Raw genomic sequence first — 16,065 nt, 5'->3', positions numbered from 1 at the left:
GACATTAACGAATCGAACCAAGCGCGATGCCCGTACCATGCACGATCGCAGCGATCCTTAACAATTCGTGAATCTGCCCTTCGCTCCATTCGTATTCGATCAGCTTCTTCTCATGCGCTTTCAAGCACGCCGGGCAAGCCGCGATCGCGGCGCAAGTCATCGCCGCCGCTTCGTACTTCACGCGCGAGGCCGGGCTCATCATCCGATTCATGCGCAGGCTCGGCCGCATTTGCTCGTAGGTCGGCTTGCCGAGCAAATCGCGCGATTTGTAGTACACGGTCGTCATTCCCATGAGCGAAGCCGCGGCCTGCGCGTCCGAGGCTTCGTCGTCGGTCAAAAGCGACGCGCTGTCGGCCCGCAGCGCTTGGGCGAGCTCCTGAGCGCCGACGAAATAAGCGGCAGCCAAGGCCGAGCAATAGGTCGTCGATTGATCGACGCTACCGCCGCGCAGCATGCCCGTCAGGTTCAGACGGAGATCCTTGCACGCATCCGGAAGCGGGGCGAGCAACACTTCCACTGCCGAGGTGATGGTAGGTTCCGCCGACATCGAGATGCTCCTAATAAACTCTTCTTCCATCGGGAGAAGGTGGGGGCGCAGCCGCCGGATGACGGCGGCTGCGCTCGCCGATTCGTATGCTTAATCGTTCTTCAAGCAATGGCGACTACACCTTGATCGTCGCTTCCCCCTTCTTCCAATTGCAGGGGCAAAGCTCGTCCGATTGCAAGGCGTCGAGGACGCGCAATACTTCTTCCGTGCTCCGGCCGACGCTCAACGCGTTGGCGCTCGCCCATTGAATGATGCCGTTCGGATCGACGACGTAGGTCGCACGAAGGCAGACGTTCTCGTTCGGGTCGAGGATCCAAAGATCCGACGACAACTTCTGCGCCGCCAACAACGGATACTTCAAGTTCCGCAAGTCGGTGTGTTGCTGACACCACGCCAGGTGCGAGTATTCGTTGTCGGTGCTGGCGCCGTAGACGACGGCATCGCGATCGGCGAAATCGGCCAAACGCTTATTGAAATCGACGAGCTCGGTCGGGCAGATGAACGTGAAGTCTTTCGGATAGAAAACGAAGACGCTCCATTTGCCCTTGGCCGATTCGTTCGTAATCAACGTGAGCGACTCGGCGTTCGGGCCGACATTTGCATGACACTTAAACTCAGGAAACTTGGTGCCGACCGTCAACATGATGCATCTCCGTATCGAAAAAGTAGGAACAAGCTGTTGGCTTTGAAACCGCGGGGCGAACCGAAAGGCCCCCCGCGGAGCGGATCCGATCGAACACGACCAACTTATCGGATGCCGCACGGCGCCGGGAGGGGGACATTCTCACACGAACGAGTGCGGCGTTCCGGCGATAAGCCATCGTAGGAACTTAGGCACGATAGGTCCAAGACGAAGCATTTATGAATGTGATAGGATAGGCCTATGGAACTCCAGCAACTCCGCTACTTCGTCGCCGTTGCTAATCATGCCAATTTCACGCGGGCCGCCGAGGCCTGCTTGGTTTCGCAGCCGTCGCTGAGCCAGCAGATCATCAAGCTCGAACGGGAGCTCGGGCAGCCGCTGTTCGAGCGGCTCGGCCGGACCGCCCGACTCACCGAAGCCGGCCGGACGTTTCAAGATCATGCCGAACAAGTGCTACGTCTCGTCGAAGATGCGAAAGCGCGTCTCACCGATTCCGCCGACACCGGCCGGCTCGTGATCGCGGCGATCCCGACCATTGCGCCGTATATGTTGCCGCAACTGCTCGACGACTTTCGCCGCGAGTGCCGAGGGGCGAAGATCGAAGTCGTCGAAGAAACGACGCGCAACGCGATCGAGTTGTGCGTGCGCGGCGAGGTTGACTTGATCTTGCTCGCGCTGCCGGTCGTGCTCGAGCATCTACGCACCGCCCCTCTCTTCACCGAGGAGTTGCATCTGGTCTTGCCGAAGAAGCATCGCCTCGCCGGCAAGCCGCGCATTACGACGGCCGACATCGCCGACGAACCGCTGCTGCTTTTAAACGACACGCATTGTCTGACCGAAAACGCCTTGAGCTTCTGCCGACAAAAGTCGCTGCAACCGATCGTGACTTCACGCGTCAGCCAACTGGCGACGCTGCAAGAGCTCGTCTCGCTCGGGCAGGGGTTGTCGTTCGTGCCGGAGATGGCGAAGCGGCTCGACACGGCCAAGTCGCGCGTTTATCGCTCCCTCGCCGGCGATCGACCCGAACGGACGATCGGCATCGCCTGGCATGAGTTTCGGTATCAAACGAAACTCTTTCGCCGCTTCGTCGACTGGCTTCATCCGTGGGCGAAGGAGTTCGGCCGCACCGAATAATCCGCCTACTTTTCCGCGACGAGAAACAAATCGCAGCCGGTTCGATCGGCTCCGATGCGACGTTGCGCCGCGGGAATTTCCGCCGCGTCCGCAATCAGCGTAAACTCCTCGACCGTGCGATAGACGAGATACCAATTGCCGAGCCATTCCATATAGGCGCGCGTCGGGCAATGGGGCGCGAAGTTGCCGACGAGCAGCGTTCCACCGGCGCGGAGCCCGCGCCAAAACATCGCGAGCATCGCCGCCGCATCGGCATCGCCGAGGTAGTCGAAGAGCCCGGTGCAGAGCACGACATCGGCGTCGGCAACGAGCGCCGCTCCCCGACGCCCCTTCGCCAGGCGAAACAAATTCTCGCGATGCGCGGTCGTCTGCTCGGGAGCCAGCGTGGCATCGAGCCGCCGCTTGGCAAACTCCAACGCGTGTTCATCGATATCGACGAGCGAATAGCGGAGCTTGCGGCACGCCGACTCCGGGAGCAATTTGGCTGCCTGCAACAGGTCGGTCGCGGCGCCGCTGCCGATGCTGACGACGCGCAATTCCTCGCGCTCCGGCTCGAGCGCCGGCCGCATGATCGCCGAAGCGGCTTGTTCCATACGAGCCCGCACCGCTTCGACGGCCGCTTGTTTCAAGAAGTAGCGGTCGAACAACTTGCCGGGCAGCGATTCGTTTTCACGACGCGTCCAGAAGTCGTCGAGCATCTCGAAGTCGCCGGCGTAGCCCCGCGGTTTGAAGCGCGCTCGATGTTGCAAGCCGCCGCATTCGAGGATCGGCCCGGCGATGCGCCAGAGTTCATGGCTGGGGATCTGGTTGTCGCGACCCCACAGACCGGTTTCGATGAGTGCGGCCAAGCAGCGGTCGAGCGCATCGTCGATCAAGGCTTGGCCGAGGTCGAGGCGTTGCCAATGGTCGGTTTGCAGTTCGGCCAGGCGGAGATCGGCTGCCAAACGCTCGGCCGCGGCGCGGATCAGCGCGAAGTTCGCGGGCTCGGCATCCGGCGCGTCGTTCCGAGGGGGCAGCCCTTGCCAGGCGGGTCCAAACGTCATCCTCGCGCGCTCCGCCTACTACTCACGAAATCAAAATCACCGGGCGTATTCTACGCCGAAGTGGTCTGACTCGAAAGTTGCAACTGGGCCGCCGCAAGTTCAGCCCGACGACGACGTCGCGCCACGACCCGATGCCGGAGGTGCGAGCGGTACATCGTGTGGGCGACATCCGACAAGGCGTGATAAAGGCCTGTTCGGAGCGTAGCGTGGTACGGGCTGCCCGGTTCGAGGCGCTGCATCAGGCGTCGATGAGCGATCCCGATGTTGTGGTACGGAATCGACGGCACGACATGGTGCAAGGCATGGTAACGCAAGCCGATCGGGCCCCAAATCTCGGTCAACAGCGGATGCCCGGGCACGGTGGTCGAATCGAGCAACTGTTCGATGTAGGTCATCTCGCGACCATCGTTGATGAAGCGGTGCGAGGCAAGCGTGCGCGTGTGGCTGAGGGTGATGATGAAGACGCTCAGGAAATAGATGTGCAGCAGCCAGGTCCAACTGAGCACTCCCGTAGCGACGAGCGTCATCACAGTCCAAGCATAAATGCAGCAGCCGGCTTCTTGCAGTTTCCAGATCGGTTCTTCCGCCGGGCTCGGCAAGTAGCGATTGCGCAGCACGTTGATCGCCGGCGCTCGGGTCGCATATTTCCAAATCCAATGCCGCACGGCAACCAGCACGTAGGCCGCCGGGGTGAGAAACATATAGCGAAAGAGAAACACGACCGGCAGCCAAAAGATGCGCGAGAGCATGTAGATGGTCGAAGTGAGCGGCATATGCACCAGCTGCAAATACTCGGCGTCGTCGAGCGTGCCGTACTCGCGATTGACGTGGTGCCCTTTATGGTCGCCGTAGGTGTAAGCGGGAATGAGAAACGGAATCCCGCAAAACAAATTCCAAGCGATCTTAAAGCCGACGAACGTTCCCTCGCGCAAATGCTGCACTTCGTGAATGAACATCGAACAGCGATAGAAGGCCATGCCCGCAACGACGAAGCCCAGGGCCTGCCACAAGAAATTTACATCGGCGAAGTGCAACGTCAGCGCGAGGTGGCCGACGGCCAGCGTCAGGATCAAGTCGGTCCAAAAGATCCAAGCCTTCGGGACAAGCAAATCGCGCACGACTTCCGTAACGGCGCGTACCGTGAAGCCGTCGGCGGGAATCGTCCGCTGCGCAGGGGATTTGCCGGCTATGCTGTCGTTCATCGGAGACCTGTGCGAGTGACTCTACCTAAACTACCTTGAGCGATGTCCGGCGGCACTACCCGGCGATACCCGATACTTTGATTTTTTACGGCGGAACCGATTTCAGGCTGAGAAACGGCGTTGGTCCTATTTCGTACCCCGCTTAGCCGTTTCCCCAAAAAAGCATGCCCCGTAGCGATCGGCTGAGACCTTAGCAAGTTCCGCGCCGCGGCCGGTCCTTGACGGTCTTTCGACCCCTCTCTAAACTTTCGGGTTCGTATTCGCTGCGGGCGAAAACGAGGGACTTACTATCCCTATCGGCAAACGAAAAGCCGTCCCTTGCGGGCTCTCCGAGTTTCCTCTCGTGAGCGCCCGAAATCCGGCGACGGCGCTTGCACCCCATTTTTTAAGCATTCGCGAGGAAGTCCTGTCATGGCAGAGCATGTCGATCAATACGTTTATTCATTTGGGCCGAACGGGACCGACGGCGATGCCAAGATGCGGAACCACCTCGGGGGTAAAGGGGCCAATCTCGCCGAAATGACGAAGATCGGCCTCCCCGTACCGGCAGGGTTCACGATCGCCACCTCGGTTTGCACCTATTTCTACGACAACGGCAAGAAGTATCCGCCGGAGTTGAAGGCCAAAGTCGAAGCGGCCATCAAGAAGGTCGAAGAGACGATGGGGAAGAAGTTCAGCGACCCGGTCAACCCGCTGCTCGTCTCCTGCCGCTCCGGCGCGCGCGACTCGATGCCGGGCATGATGGATACGGTGCTCAACATCGGCCTGAACGACACCACGGTGCAAACCCTGGCTAAGTCGTCCGGCAACGAGCGTTTCGCCTGGGATAGCTATCGCCGGTTCGTCCAGATGTACGGCGACGTTGTACTCGGCATGAAGCCGGAAAAGAAGACCGACGCCGACCCTTTCGAGGAATTACTCGAAAAGAAGAAGCATGCCGCGAAGGTCGAAAACGACAACGAGCTCACCGTCGCCCAGTTGAAAGAGCTCGTCGCCGAGTTCAAGGGTGCCGTGAAGAAGCAGACCGGCAAAGACTTCCCGACCGACCCGATGGAACAGGTTTGGGGTGCCGTCGGAGCCGTGTTCGGGAGCTGGATGAACGATCGCGCGATCGTTTATCGCCGCACCTACGGCATTCCGCATGAGTGGGGAACGGCCGTCAACGTGCAAGCGATGGTGTTCGGCAACCTCGGCGACGACTGCGCGACGGGCGTCGCCCTGACCCGCGACGGTGCGCTCGGCACGCCGGGTTATTGCGGCGATTACCTCATCAACGCGCAGGGTGAAGACGTCGTGGCGGGTATCCGCACGCCGCTCCGGATCGAAGAGACCCTCGCCAAGGACATGCCGAAGGCTTACGACGAGCTCAACAAGATCGGCATCATCCTCGAGAAGCACTACAAAGACGTGCAAGACATCGAATTCACCGTCGAACGCGGGAAGGTTTGGATGTTGCAAACTCGCAACGCCAAGCGGACCGGCTTCGCCGCCGTGCGTATCACCGTCGACCTCGTCGACGAAGGGATCATCACCGAAGAAGAAGCGATCTCGCCGAAGCGCATTCCGGCCGACGACCTCAACCAATTGCTGCAACCGGTTTTCGATCCGGCCGGCAAGAAGAAGGCGATCGCCGACGGTCGGTTGATGACCAAGGGGATCAATGCCGGACCTGGTGCCGCGACCGGTCAGATCGTGTTCCACGCAGATGAAGCCGAAGCGAAGTTCCTCGCCAACGAGAAGATCGAATTGATTCTCGTTCGTCGCGAGACGACGCCGGAAGATCTTCGCGGCATGAAAGCCGCGAAGGGCATTCTCACGGCCTTCGGCGGTGCCAGTTCGCACGCCGCGCTCGTGAGTCGCCAGATGGGCAAAGTGTGCGTCGTCGGCGCTTCGGAATTGAACATCGACTACGAAAAAGCCACGCTCACGGTCGGCGGTAAGACGTACAAAGAAGGGGATTACATCTGCGTCGACGGTTTCACCGGCGAAGTCTTCTCGGGCAAGGTCGAGACCAAGCCGAGCGAAGTCATCCAGGTGCTCGTCGCCAAGACGTTGAAGCCGGAAGAGTCGCGTGTGTATCAGCAATACGCCAAGCTGATGACCTGGGTCGACAAGTTCCGCAAGCTCAAGGTGCGAACCAACTCCGACGAACCGGCTCAAGCGACCGAAGCGATCGCGTTCGGTGCCGAAGGGATCGGGCTCTGCCGCACCGAGCACATGTTCTTCCACCACGTCGATGAGTTCCGCGAGATGATTCTCGCCGGCGACTTGCCGACCCGCCAGAAGGCCCTGGCGAAGCTGTTGCCGTTCCAACGGGAAGACTTCGCCGGCTTGTTCACGGCGATGCAAGGCCGTCCGGTGACGATCCGCCTCTTGGATCCGCCGCTCCATGAGTTCCTCCCGCACGACGAAGCCTCGCAAAAGGCGCTCGCGAAGAAGATCGGCATCTCGGCCGACGATATCGCTCGCCGTGTCGAAGAATTGCACGAATCGAACCCGATGCTCGGCCACCGCGGCTGCCGCTTGGGAATCGTCTATCCGGAGATCACGGCGATGCAAGCCCGAGCGATCTTCGAGGCCGCTTGCCAAGTGAAGAAGGCCGGCACGGATGTGAAGCCGGAAGTGATGATCCCGCTCGTCGGCTACTTGGCCGAGTTTAAGAACCAAGAGAAGGTGATTCGGGACGAAGCCGAGAAGGTGTTCGCCGAACAGAAGATCAAGGTCGACTACATGGTCGGCACGATGATCGAAGTGCCGCGGGCCTGCGCCGTAGCCGATCAGATCGCGGCGTCGGCGGAGTTCTTCAGCTTCGGCACGAACGACCTCACGCAAACGACGCTCGGCATGAGCCGCGACGACTACGGAGGCTTCATCAACTACTACAAGGAAAACGATATCGTTCCGAACGATCCGTTCCAAACGATCGACCAAGACGGCGTCGGCACGTTGATGAAGTTGGGGGTCGAGAAGGGGCGCAGCAAGCGAACCGACTTGAAGATCGGCATCTGCGGCGAACACGGCGGCGAGCCGTCGAGCGTGATGTTCTGCCACACGATCGGTCTCGACTACGTGAGTTGCTCCCCACGCCGAGTGCCGATCGCTCGCTTGGCCGCAGCTCAAGCCGCGATCGCCGACAAGGCGAAGAAGTAGTCGGACGAGCTCCGAAGAGAAACGAAAAGGCCCGGCGAACATTTCGCCGGGCCTTTTTTTATGGACTCTCGATGAAGCGGTGCGGGCCGTGTGCTGCGGCTTAGCCCGCCTTGCGGCGATCTTCCGCTTCTCCGGCCGCTTCTTCGGTCGTGGCGAGCTTGATCGTGGAACCCGGCGGCAGGCGCCGTTCGGCGACGATGCCGCGCTTCGTCCCTTCGAAGAACCGCGCAAACTCGGCTGCGGGCCCAACGGCGAACTCCGTCGCCAAGCGGCTCAAGATTTCGCGCCACGGCAAGCAGCTACGGTAGATCAAACGGTAAGCGAGCTTGAGTTGCAGCATCTCTTCGCTCGTCACGCCGCTACGCCGCAAGCCGATCGAGTTCAAACCGACGACGTAATTGCTCGAGCCGTCGACGGTCACGAACGGCGGTACGTCTTTCGTCACGCGGGCAGTGCCGGCGATCATGCATTGTCGACCGATCCGGCAGTTCTGATGAATCGCCACGCCGCCGGAGATGAAGGCGCGATCGTCGACCGTTACGTGGCCGCCGAGCATCGAGTTGTTGGCGATGATCGTATGGTCGGCGATGATGCAATCGTGAGCGATGTGCGCATTAACCATCAAGAAGTTATTGTTGCCGACGATCGTCTCGCCGTCCGCATGCAGCGAGCGGTGGACGGTAGTGAACTCGCGGAACGTATTGCCCGACCCGATGCGAACTTTGCCGTCGTAAGTGCGTGCTTGCAGATGTTGCGGCAAGCCGCCGAGCACGCTGCTTTCGGAGACGCGGTTATCGTCTCCCATCACGACCCCGCGCCGCACCGTCGCATGGCTTTCGAACGTACAGCGGTCTCCGACCACGACGTCGCGCTCGATCACGCAAAACGGACCGACTTCACAATCCCGACCTAACTTCGCCGAAGGGTGAACTACGGAAAGGGGATGAATACCCACGTGCACTTCCTTGTGCTTGGGGACGCCCCGGCACCGTCGCGCGATCTCACCACAAGAGACCGTCGGAGCGGTGCGGCAAACGGAAGCGTTGCTTATTGCATCGCCTACGCTCTACCGCTGCCAGGATTGACTTATCGGTTGGGAGAACAGTACCGTCGCAACCTGTTTTGACGCAAGGCGGAAATTTATGATTCCGTAGCAACAACGCGCCTTCGCAAGCCCTGACGCCGGCACGAGTTTTAGGTAAACTAGAGCAAGATCCTACTCGCCTGCGTTCCTTGTTCTTCCGTCGGAGTTTCCCTTATGGCCGCTAGTTTCGAGCTTTACGATGAAGCCGTGAAGTTGAAGGACCAAGGAAAGTTCGAGGAAGCGGTGGCAAAGCTGCAAGAGATACTCGTTCAAGAGCCGACCTACGCTCTGGCGTATTCCGCGCTCTCGATCTATCTCGGCAAGCTCCAGCGCCACGACGAAGCCGTGGCCCATGCCAAGAAGGCTTGCGAACTCGAACCGAACGACCCCCGCAGCTATACGGCCTTAAGCGTCGTCTGCGTGCGAGCCGGGCGCATCCAAGACGCCGAAGACGCCAAGGCCCGAGCTCAGATGATGCAGCAACAGCAGATGCGCGGCTAGCATCGCCGGCGTCGGCATGTAACTCTAGCCGACCGTCATGCCGCGATCACCGAGCGTATACGGCACGATGTCGTCGCTGCAGGCGCTGCCGCGATGCTTGGCTACGTGCAAGCCACGACCGATGCGACCTTCATGCGTGCGCGTTTTGCCGAGGTAAATGATCGTGTTGGCATTCGCCAGCAGATCCCCTTCGTCGAGCGGGCGTTCGATCAATTGGTCGAGCATCGTTTCCGACGACGTATAGAGCAGCACGCAACCGATCGACGTCGGCTCGTATTTCGCCGCGGCGATCTCCGCTTCTCGGCTCCGGTAGTGTTCGCGAAATAGATCGCGCGCCACCCACTCCGGGTCTTTTCGCAATACTTGATGGTAGATGTATTCGAAGAGTTCGAGTTGGATCGAGTCTCGCTTGCGATCCAGCGGCTCGATGCCGTCGATCACCGTGCGTCGGCAGCCCCGAATGAAGTTGGCGTAGAAGAAGGCGATCGTCGCGCCGAGCTTGCGAGCGAGTTCGGCTTGCCACTCTTGATATTCCTCGAAGCTCAAGTCTCCCCGGGCTACGCGCCGGCCTGCATAGCGGAAGATATTGAGATAATCTCCCGGCATAAAATCGGCCGCGAAGACCCGATCGAGCGCCGGCGCGGCTTCCGGATCGACCGATGTCAGCGACCAATCGAACATCCGTCGCGCGTAATCGGCATGGCTTTGCGGATCGCCGCGCGAAGTCATATCGAACATGATTCCACGACGTTTCTCGTCACGCGCGCCGGCCTCGGCGAACTGTAAGCCGAGTTGCGTCTTGCCGATGCCCGTCGCACCGACGACGACGGTGAGAGTGCCGGGAAGCAAGCCTCCGCCGAGCAAGGAATCGAGCCCTTCGACACCGGTGGACAATCGAGAATGAGACATCGGGCAAGCGAACTCTGAGCAGGAGAAAATCGAAGGAACAAACAGCGATCCGGGTCGTTAAACGGTCAGCTTCCGGTCGCGCGCCACGACCTTCCAACTGCCGTCGACACGGCCGTTGCGCACGGTATACACCTCGCGCTGCAGCGCGACGGTCGGGCAGATGTGATACGGCACGCCGTACACCACATCGCCGACCGAGAATTGCGCGGCAGCCGGCGTTTCGACCGTAAGGTGCTCTTCCCAGTGACCGAACACCGTCGCGTCGGGCACGTTCAACAGTTGCACGCGCAAGGTCGCGTTATCGGGCGACACAGCCTTATAGCCAAGATCGACGCAGATTCGATTCTCGCCCGGCTTGCTGACGACGCGACCGAGCAGCACCGCCGCATGCTCGAAGCCGAGATCCGGATAACGAAGCCCGTAGCTGACGTCGAAGAAGATGCATGTGCCGGGACTACAGTCCCGATCTTGATGGCGCGCATGCACCGGAAACGAAGGAGTGCCTCCGCAGATCGGCAATCGCATCGGCAAGCCGGCCTCGCGGATGCGCCGCACCAATTCCACGACCGGCCGATACGACGACTCGCCATGCTCGATCCGTTCTTGTAGTTCCGGATCGCGCACTTGCCCGTCGTATACATGCAGCCCGCCCGGCACGGTGCCCGGCAGTTCGTGAAGCTGTAGATAAAGGGCCAGTGCCCGTTCATCGGGGGCGATGCCGGAGCGATGCTGACCGACATCGATATCGAGCCAAACCTCGATTTGCCGGCCTGCTTGAGCGAACGCGGTCGAGAGATGCAGAATGTGCCCGTGGTCGTCGGCGATCGTCGCGAATTTCGTATTCGGATACGCCGCGCACAGGTTGATGAGGCGCTCGACGTTCGGTCCGACTTGCGGAAAGCTGATCAGCACATCCGGGGCGCCGACCGAGGCGCACATTTCCGCCTCGGCGATCGTCGCCGCTTTGAACTTCGTGATTCCCGCCGCGAGATTCATCCGGATCACTTCGGCCATCTTATGCGTCTTCACATGCGGACGAAGACGCGCCGTGCCGCCGGCAAGTTCGATCATGCGCTTCAGATTTCGTTCGATTCGGTCCGGGTAGACCAACATCGCCGGGCTCGCGATCTCGCCGACGTTCTCGACCGCGTACCAAGGCTCAACCATAGTAGACATGCTCATAACGACTTGATTTCCAAGGGCTTATCGCAGGTAGGAGCCGGCACGAAGCGGTGCCGGCAAAACAGCGGAGCGAACCACGATTGTCGGACGGAGACCCGCGGTTTGCAACCCGCGACGAATTTCCGAAGCTCTAACCCGAAAACTGCCGATTGTATGGGTTGTGGAACCTAGAGAAAGTTTGCGGCCCCTATCAAAAGGATTCATCTTCATGCGACTCCCTCGCTGGGCCTTCAGCTTCGGTGCGATCGTCCTTGTGCCGGTGAGTTTCTCGCTGGCCGATCCGGGACCGCAGTTCGTCGCGAATCCTTACTACTCGGCTGCACCCGCTGTGGTGAATCGGCCGCCGCAAACGACTCAGGCGACGCCCCCCGCCGCGATGCCGGCTCGCATGACGCACACCGTCTATCCGACGACGGAAACGACCTTCAGCGCTCCGCCGATTTCGTCGCCGGCGTCTTCACCACAATCGTCGAGTATGCCGAGCGTGAGCACGGCCCCTGCTGCTGCACCGGTCGTGCTGCGCACATTGCCGCGCGATGAAGTCGCGGCGCTTCGCATCGCCATTCAGGTGCCGGCGCTCAACGACGCTTATCAAGCAACCACGTCGAGCACGATTGCTTACAAGCAATCTCCGCCGCGCGCTGCGGTATTCCTCCCGACATCCCCTTCGGTCGAGCCTGCGCGAATGGCTCCCACGCCCGACGCCGCAAGAATCCCGATCCCCGCCCCGGCGATGCCGATCGCCGCCTCCCGAGCGCCGAACTATCGACAAGATTCCGCGGTGCGACCCGTGGCATGGGTGAGCGACACTGTGAATCCCTCGACCTCGGCCGGCAATCCTTTGCGCGGCATGGAAACGAATGCCGCGGCCGTAGGAAACCCGCTCCGTTAACGTCGGTACGCCGTATTCAAAAAACGAACAAGGCCCGATCGGAATTTCCGATCGGGCCTTGTTGCATTTGCAGGCGGACGTTTGCGATCAACTACGGATTGATATCCGCGTCGTTGATTTGGTATTTAACCAAAGCGATGTTGATCGTCGATGCCCCGGTCGTGCCCGGCACCTTCATCAAGGCATCGTCGCTCGACATCAGCTTCGCGAAGACGAAGTACGAAAGGGTGTCTCGCATAAACACCACGTTCTTGCCCATGAACGCCACGTTGACCCCTTGCGGGTGACGCGACGACGGACGGCAATACTTGTAGTCTTGGAAGTCTCCCTTACCCATATCGAAGTTGATTCGATAACCGTCGACGGTCGGCGTCATGACGGGCGTTTGCTTCGTATCCGTCGTGTTGGTGACGACGGTTCCCAGTCCGTCCCAAATACAACCGACTTGTACTTCGGAGTACTTGTTGTAGTTCGTGTCGCCGGTCAGCGTCGAATCGAACGTGTAGTCACCGGCATCGACGTTCTCCGTGAACATGATCGTCTTATCTTTCGGATCACGAATGTTTCCCGAACGCATCACGATTTCCGGACCACGCGAAGCGGCGGTCGTCTTCACCTTAGGATTGTCGGAGTAGTTGTCGAAGAACATCCCGTTGGCTTGGAAGTCGCGCGGCATTCCCGTCGATACGGGAGCCGTGGCAGTGACCAAGTCCTTCATGCCGGTGTTCAAGACATAGCTGGTCGGCGTTCCCGCACGATTCGCATCGTCGCTCGGGCAGGTGAAGATTTCCAAGTAGACCTTCAAGTTCGCAACATAGGACGACGAGCCGCCGCTACCGCTACCGGTGCCGCTGGCGCTGTTGGAGTCCGTGCGCCACTGTTCGTACAGCGCGCTACGATCGAGATCCGTCAGAAGCTCGACGGCCCAACTCACCGGAGTCGCGACCGAACTACCGATGTCCTTGTAGAGGTTCCCTTGTTGCGTGAGCAACACGTTCATGTAGCCCGGGTAGCGACCGTTACGACTGTCGTACGAAATCATCGCGACGGCCACGTTGGAGAGATTGCTTCGACAAGTATTTTGTCGACCCGTCTCACGAGCGTTGTTGATCGCGGGCAACAACAAAGCCATCAACATCCCGATGATGCTGATCACGACAAGCAACTCAACGAGCGTGAAACCGCTCGACTTCATCCGCGCACGAGAACCGGCGCGCCGCACGACGAATGGTGCGGTTCTGTTCCTCAAAGACATGTAAAACTCCTGTTTCTTTTGCGAACCCCTCAGGCCCCAGCCGTTCCCTCAGTCTATAGGCGTCTATATGTTTTTCCAGATAATTCCGTGCATTTTCATAGCCGACGCTTCGGACGTAACTTGCATGCCTCTCTCGGATTCGGCGTAGGGCGCGAATCGCGGAATCGTTGACCTTTCATGTGGCTTCGATTAGGCTCGATTCCCACCCAAGTGTCGGTGGCCGACGGCTCGGTTTTCGTGTCGTCGGCAAACAGGGAACCTGGTGCGAATCCAGAACGGCCCCGCCGCTGTAACCAAGCGCCACAGAGTCTTCCATTCGATCGCCATTGTCGTTGCAATCCTCGCTCGGAGCACACGCTCCTGGCGACCTTGCCCCGATGAGAAGGCCGTGAAGACTCGAGGCTTGGAAGTCAGAAGACCTACCGACACGGAACACTGAGGCTTGCGATCGCTCGGGACGATCACCTAGCCCAACGGCCGTCTTCTGCGCATCGGATCTCCGTCTCGAAAATGCTCGTAAACGACGCCGATCAGCGTCGTTCGTGTCGTTTTCGTCGGCGCTGCGATGCTCGGACCACGGCTCCGGACAGCCGGGAATGACTCGCGTCTGCAGCGTCGTAATTACGCCGATCCATTGCGTCTCGGTCGTCGCCCAGCCCCCTCAAGTAGTGGGCGAGGCGGGCGACTTCGAGCCGTCGACCGCTCGCAACGAACCTGCCGGCGCTCTCGCAGCCGATGCTCTCGGTCTCGCCTTACACATCTCGCCGACGCCGGGCCCGAGGTTCGGAGTGCGAACCGATATCGCTTGGCCGCGCAATGCATTCGGCTTCGTCCTTGCCAGCATCTTGCTGCATGTGGCGGCGATCGTCGTCTTCGCACACGACACTTGGTTCGGCGATGCCCGCTGGATCGTGCCGCTCAGCCGGGGCTCGAACTCGATCGAGCTTTCGGCTTCCGTCGCCGCCCCGCCTCCGGAGCACCAAAAAATAATTACGGTCGAGCCGCCGGACATTCTGGCACCCGAGATTCAGGCCATGGAGCAGCCGCTCGTCAAACGAAACCAAGCGAAGCCCGAGCGGCCTACCGCCACGTTCGCGGTGCTTCGCGAAGACGACCGACTACCACCGACGACGGTTTCGGAAACCCGCGCCGCGATCGAAGTTCCCGAGGCGAGCGAAGAGCGCGAGGCTCCGATCGTGCGTAAGCCGCGCGCCGTCCCGCAGGCGGTGCCGCGCGAAGTGGCGACGAAGTCGCTCATGGAATCGGTCGCTTCCAACCCGTCGGCCGCCTCGTCGGGGGTCGTGGCCGACGAACCGCCGAAGCCGATCCGGCAGATCCAACCGCTGTATCCCGCAGAGTCGTTGGCGGCGCGCGAGGCGGGAGTCGTTAAGCTGTTGGTCAAGGTCGATGCGACGGGGAACGTCGAAACAGCCACGCTGCACCGATCGAGCGGCTTCCCACGCCTCGATCGTGCGGCGCTCGATGTGATCTTGTCCTGGAAATTCGAGCCCGCCGACGGCCGCAAGACCGGCCGCGCGGCGGAGTTTATCTGGTCCTTTACGTTTCGCGATCGCAATCAGGCGAAGCCGCGCTGACGCAACCGGAAAGTCGTCATGAAGTTCCACAAGCTCACGCTCGTGCCGCTGCTGTGCCTCGCCTATGTATCGACGGCCCGAACTGCGGAGCCGCCGGCGACGAAGCTCAAGCCGCATCCGGATGCCGTCGCCAATACGCATGCGCCGGGCGAGGTCGACGTGCCGGCCTTGGTTCCACTGATCGTTGCCGATCCGGCGTCGTTGCCCGGCATTGTCGTCGATGAAACTTCGGCCGTGCTCGTCGGCACATGGCAATACTCTACGCACACGCCCCCTTACGTCGGCCTCGGCTACTTGCACGATCAAAAGGAAGGGAAAGGGAAGAAGTCGGCGACGTTCATTCCGAACCTGCCGCGCGATGGACTCTACGAAGTGCGCCTCGCTCATTGCTACAACATCCGTCGGGCCACGAACACTCCGGTGACGATCCATCACGCCGACGGCGAGACGACGCTGCGCATCAATCAGCAAAAGATCCCCGAACACGCCAAGCTCTTCCGCACGCTCGGGAAGTTTCGCTTTCAAGCCGGCAAAACCGGTTGGGTCCGCATCTCCAACGACGGGACCGACGGCAAGAACGTCATCGCCGATGCCGTGCAATGGATTCCGCTCGGCGAGAATAGCGAGAAGTGATCACCGAAAAATGCCGCGCTGAGCCCCCGCTCGATATGCGCCGCGCGGTTTTCCGATTACGCTGTAGCCCACTACTTTACGGGGGCCCGTCATGGCGTTGTCGGTCGATCAATTCGGGAAGTCGCTCATTGCCTCCGGCTTGCTGACGGCCGATGAGGTGAAGGCTTCGTGGGCTGCGTTGCCCGCCGGCGAGCGACCGAAAGACGGCGGCGGTTTTGCGCAGGCCCTCGTCGACGCCAAGCAGCTCACGTCGTTTCAAGCGGCCGAGCTCCTCGCCGGACGCGGCGCGCGGCTC

At 60.5% G+C, this 16,065-nt stretch carries 14 protein-coding genes, 1 pseudogene and 1 riboswitch; of the genes and pseudogenes, 7 read left to right on the top strand and 8 right to left on the bottom strand.

What is annotated here, in order from left to right; all coding sequences use genetic code 11:
* Nucleotides 1-4 precede the first annotated feature (4 nt).
* A complete protein-coding gene (locus K8U03_14975; protein MCE9606197.1) occupies nt 5-547 on the bottom strand; it encodes a carboxymuconolactone decarboxylase family protein in 543 nt (180 codons plus the stop codon).
* A 115-nt stretch (nt 548-662) separates the two neighbouring features.
* Nucleotides 663-1,190, bottom strand: coding sequence for a peroxiredoxin (locus K8U03_14970; GenBank protein MCE9606196.1), 528 nt, complete (start codon nt 1,188-1,190; stop codon nt 663-665).
* A 240-nt stretch (nt 1,191-1,430) separates the two neighbouring features.
* Between K8U03_14970 and K8U03_14965 the strand changes: the two genes are divergently transcribed.
* Nucleotides 1,431-2,324, top strand: a complete 894-nt coding sequence (locus K8U03_14965; protein ID MCE9606195.1) for a LysR family transcriptional regulator — start codon at nt 1,431-1,433, stop codon at nt 2,322-2,324.
* A 5-nt stretch (nt 2,325-2,329) separates the two neighbouring features.
* Here the strand turns inward: K8U03_14965 and K8U03_14960 are convergent, their stop codons facing one another.
* Together K8U03_14960 and K8U03_14955 are read right to left on the bottom strand one after the other, a co-directional pair.
* Nucleotides 2,330-3,367: a class I SAM-dependent methyltransferase gene (locus K8U03_14960; protein MCE9606194.1), complete on the bottom strand. Its 1,038-nt coding sequence runs from the start codon at nt 3,365-3,367 to the stop codon at nt 2,330-2,332.
* Between the two features lie 50 nt (nt 3,368-3,417).
* Entirely contained in the window at nt 3,418-4,569 is a 1,152-nt protein-coding gene (locus K8U03_14955; protein MCE9606193.1) for a fatty acid desaturase, read from the bottom strand.
* A 411-nt stretch (nt 4,570-4,980) separates the two neighbouring features.
* Here K8U03_14955 and ppdK point away from each other — a divergent pair, with 411 nt between their 5' ends.
* On the top strand, nt 4,981-7,719 hold the full coding sequence (gene ppdK / locus K8U03_14950) for a pyruvate, phosphate dikinase (GenBank protein ID MCE9606192.1): 2,739 nt from the start codon (nt 4,981-4,983) through the stop codon (nt 7,717-7,719).
* 100 nt (nt 7,720-7,819) lie between these two features.
* On the opposite strand, the gene lpxA is transcribed toward ppdK, so the two are convergent.
* Complete coding sequence (gene lpxA, locus K8U03_14945) at nt 7,820-8,674, bottom strand: acyl-ACP--UDP-N-acetylglucosamine O-acyltransferase (protein ID MCE9606191.1); 855 nt, start codon at nt 8,672-8,674, stop codon at nt 7,820-7,822.
* Nucleotides 8,675-8,977: 303 nt separating this feature from the next.
* Between lpxA and K8U03_14940 the strand changes: the two genes are divergently transcribed.
* Complete coding sequence (locus K8U03_14940) at nt 8,978-9,304, top strand: tetratricopeptide repeat protein (protein ID MCE9606190.1); 327 nt, start codon at nt 8,978-8,980, stop codon at nt 9,302-9,304.
* A gap of 24 nt (nt 9,305-9,328) precedes the next feature.
* On the opposite strand, the gene K8U03_14935 is transcribed toward K8U03_14940, so the two are convergent.
* Both K8U03_14935 and K8U03_14930 read right to left on the bottom strand, forming a co-directional pair.
* Entirely contained in the window at nt 9,329-10,213 is an 885-nt protein-coding gene (locus tag K8U03_14935) for a recombinase RecA (GenBank protein MCE9606189.1), read from the bottom strand.
* Nucleotides 10,214-10,270: 57 nt separating this feature from the next.
* Nucleotides 10,271-11,389 (bottom strand): D-TA family PLP-dependent enzyme, encoded by a 1,119-nt coding sequence (locus tag K8U03_14930; protein MCE9606188.1) that lies wholly within the window; start codon nt 11,387-11,389, stop codon nt 10,271-10,273.
* Between the two features lie 214 nt (nt 11,390-11,603).
* Here K8U03_14930 and K8U03_14925 point away from each other — a divergent pair, with 214 nt between their 5' ends.
* Complete coding sequence (locus tag K8U03_14925) at nt 11,604-12,287, top strand: hypothetical protein (protein ID MCE9606187.1); 684 nt, start codon at nt 11,604-11,606, stop codon at nt 12,285-12,287.
* Nucleotides 12,288-12,378: 91 nt separating this feature from the next.
* On the opposite strand, the gene K8U03_14920 is transcribed toward K8U03_14925, so the two are convergent.
* On the bottom strand, nt 12,379-13,542 hold the full coding sequence (locus K8U03_14920) for a DUF1559 domain-containing protein (protein ID MCE9606186.1): 1,164 nt from the start codon (nt 13,540-13,542) through the stop codon (nt 12,379-12,381).
* A 197-nt stretch (nt 13,543-13,739) separates the two neighbouring features.
* Nucleotides 13,740-13,984, top strand: a riboswitch (cobalamin riboswitch).
* Between the two features lie 154 nt (nt 13,985-14,138).
* On the opposite strand from K8U03_14920, the gene K8U03_14915 reads away from it, so the two are divergent.
* The 3 genes and pseudogenes from K8U03_14915 to K8U03_14905 form a co-directional block, all read left to right on the top strand.
* Nucleotides 14,139-15,137 (top strand): TonB family protein, encoded by a 999-nt coding sequence (locus K8U03_14915; GenBank protein ID MCE9606185.1) that lies wholly within the window; start codon nt 14,139-14,141, stop codon nt 15,135-15,137.
* A 90-nt stretch (nt 15,138-15,227) separates the two neighbouring features.
* A pseudogene (locus tag K8U03_14910) lies at nt 15,228-15,770 on the top strand (xanthan lyase).
* A gap of 91 nt (nt 15,771-15,861) precedes the next feature.
* Nucleotides 15,862-16,065: hypothetical protein (locus K8U03_14905; protein ID MCE9606184.1), on the top strand; the 204-nt coding region annotated here is incomplete at its 3' end.

The sequence above is a fragment of the Planctomycetia bacterium genome, assembly GCA_021413845.1.
Classification (GTDB): Bacteria; Planctomycetota; Planctomycetia; order Pirellulales; family PNKZ01; genus PNKZ01.
The sequence above is the reverse complement of the archived record's forward strand: the minus strand, read 5'-3'. Positions and strand labels throughout refer to the sequence as shown.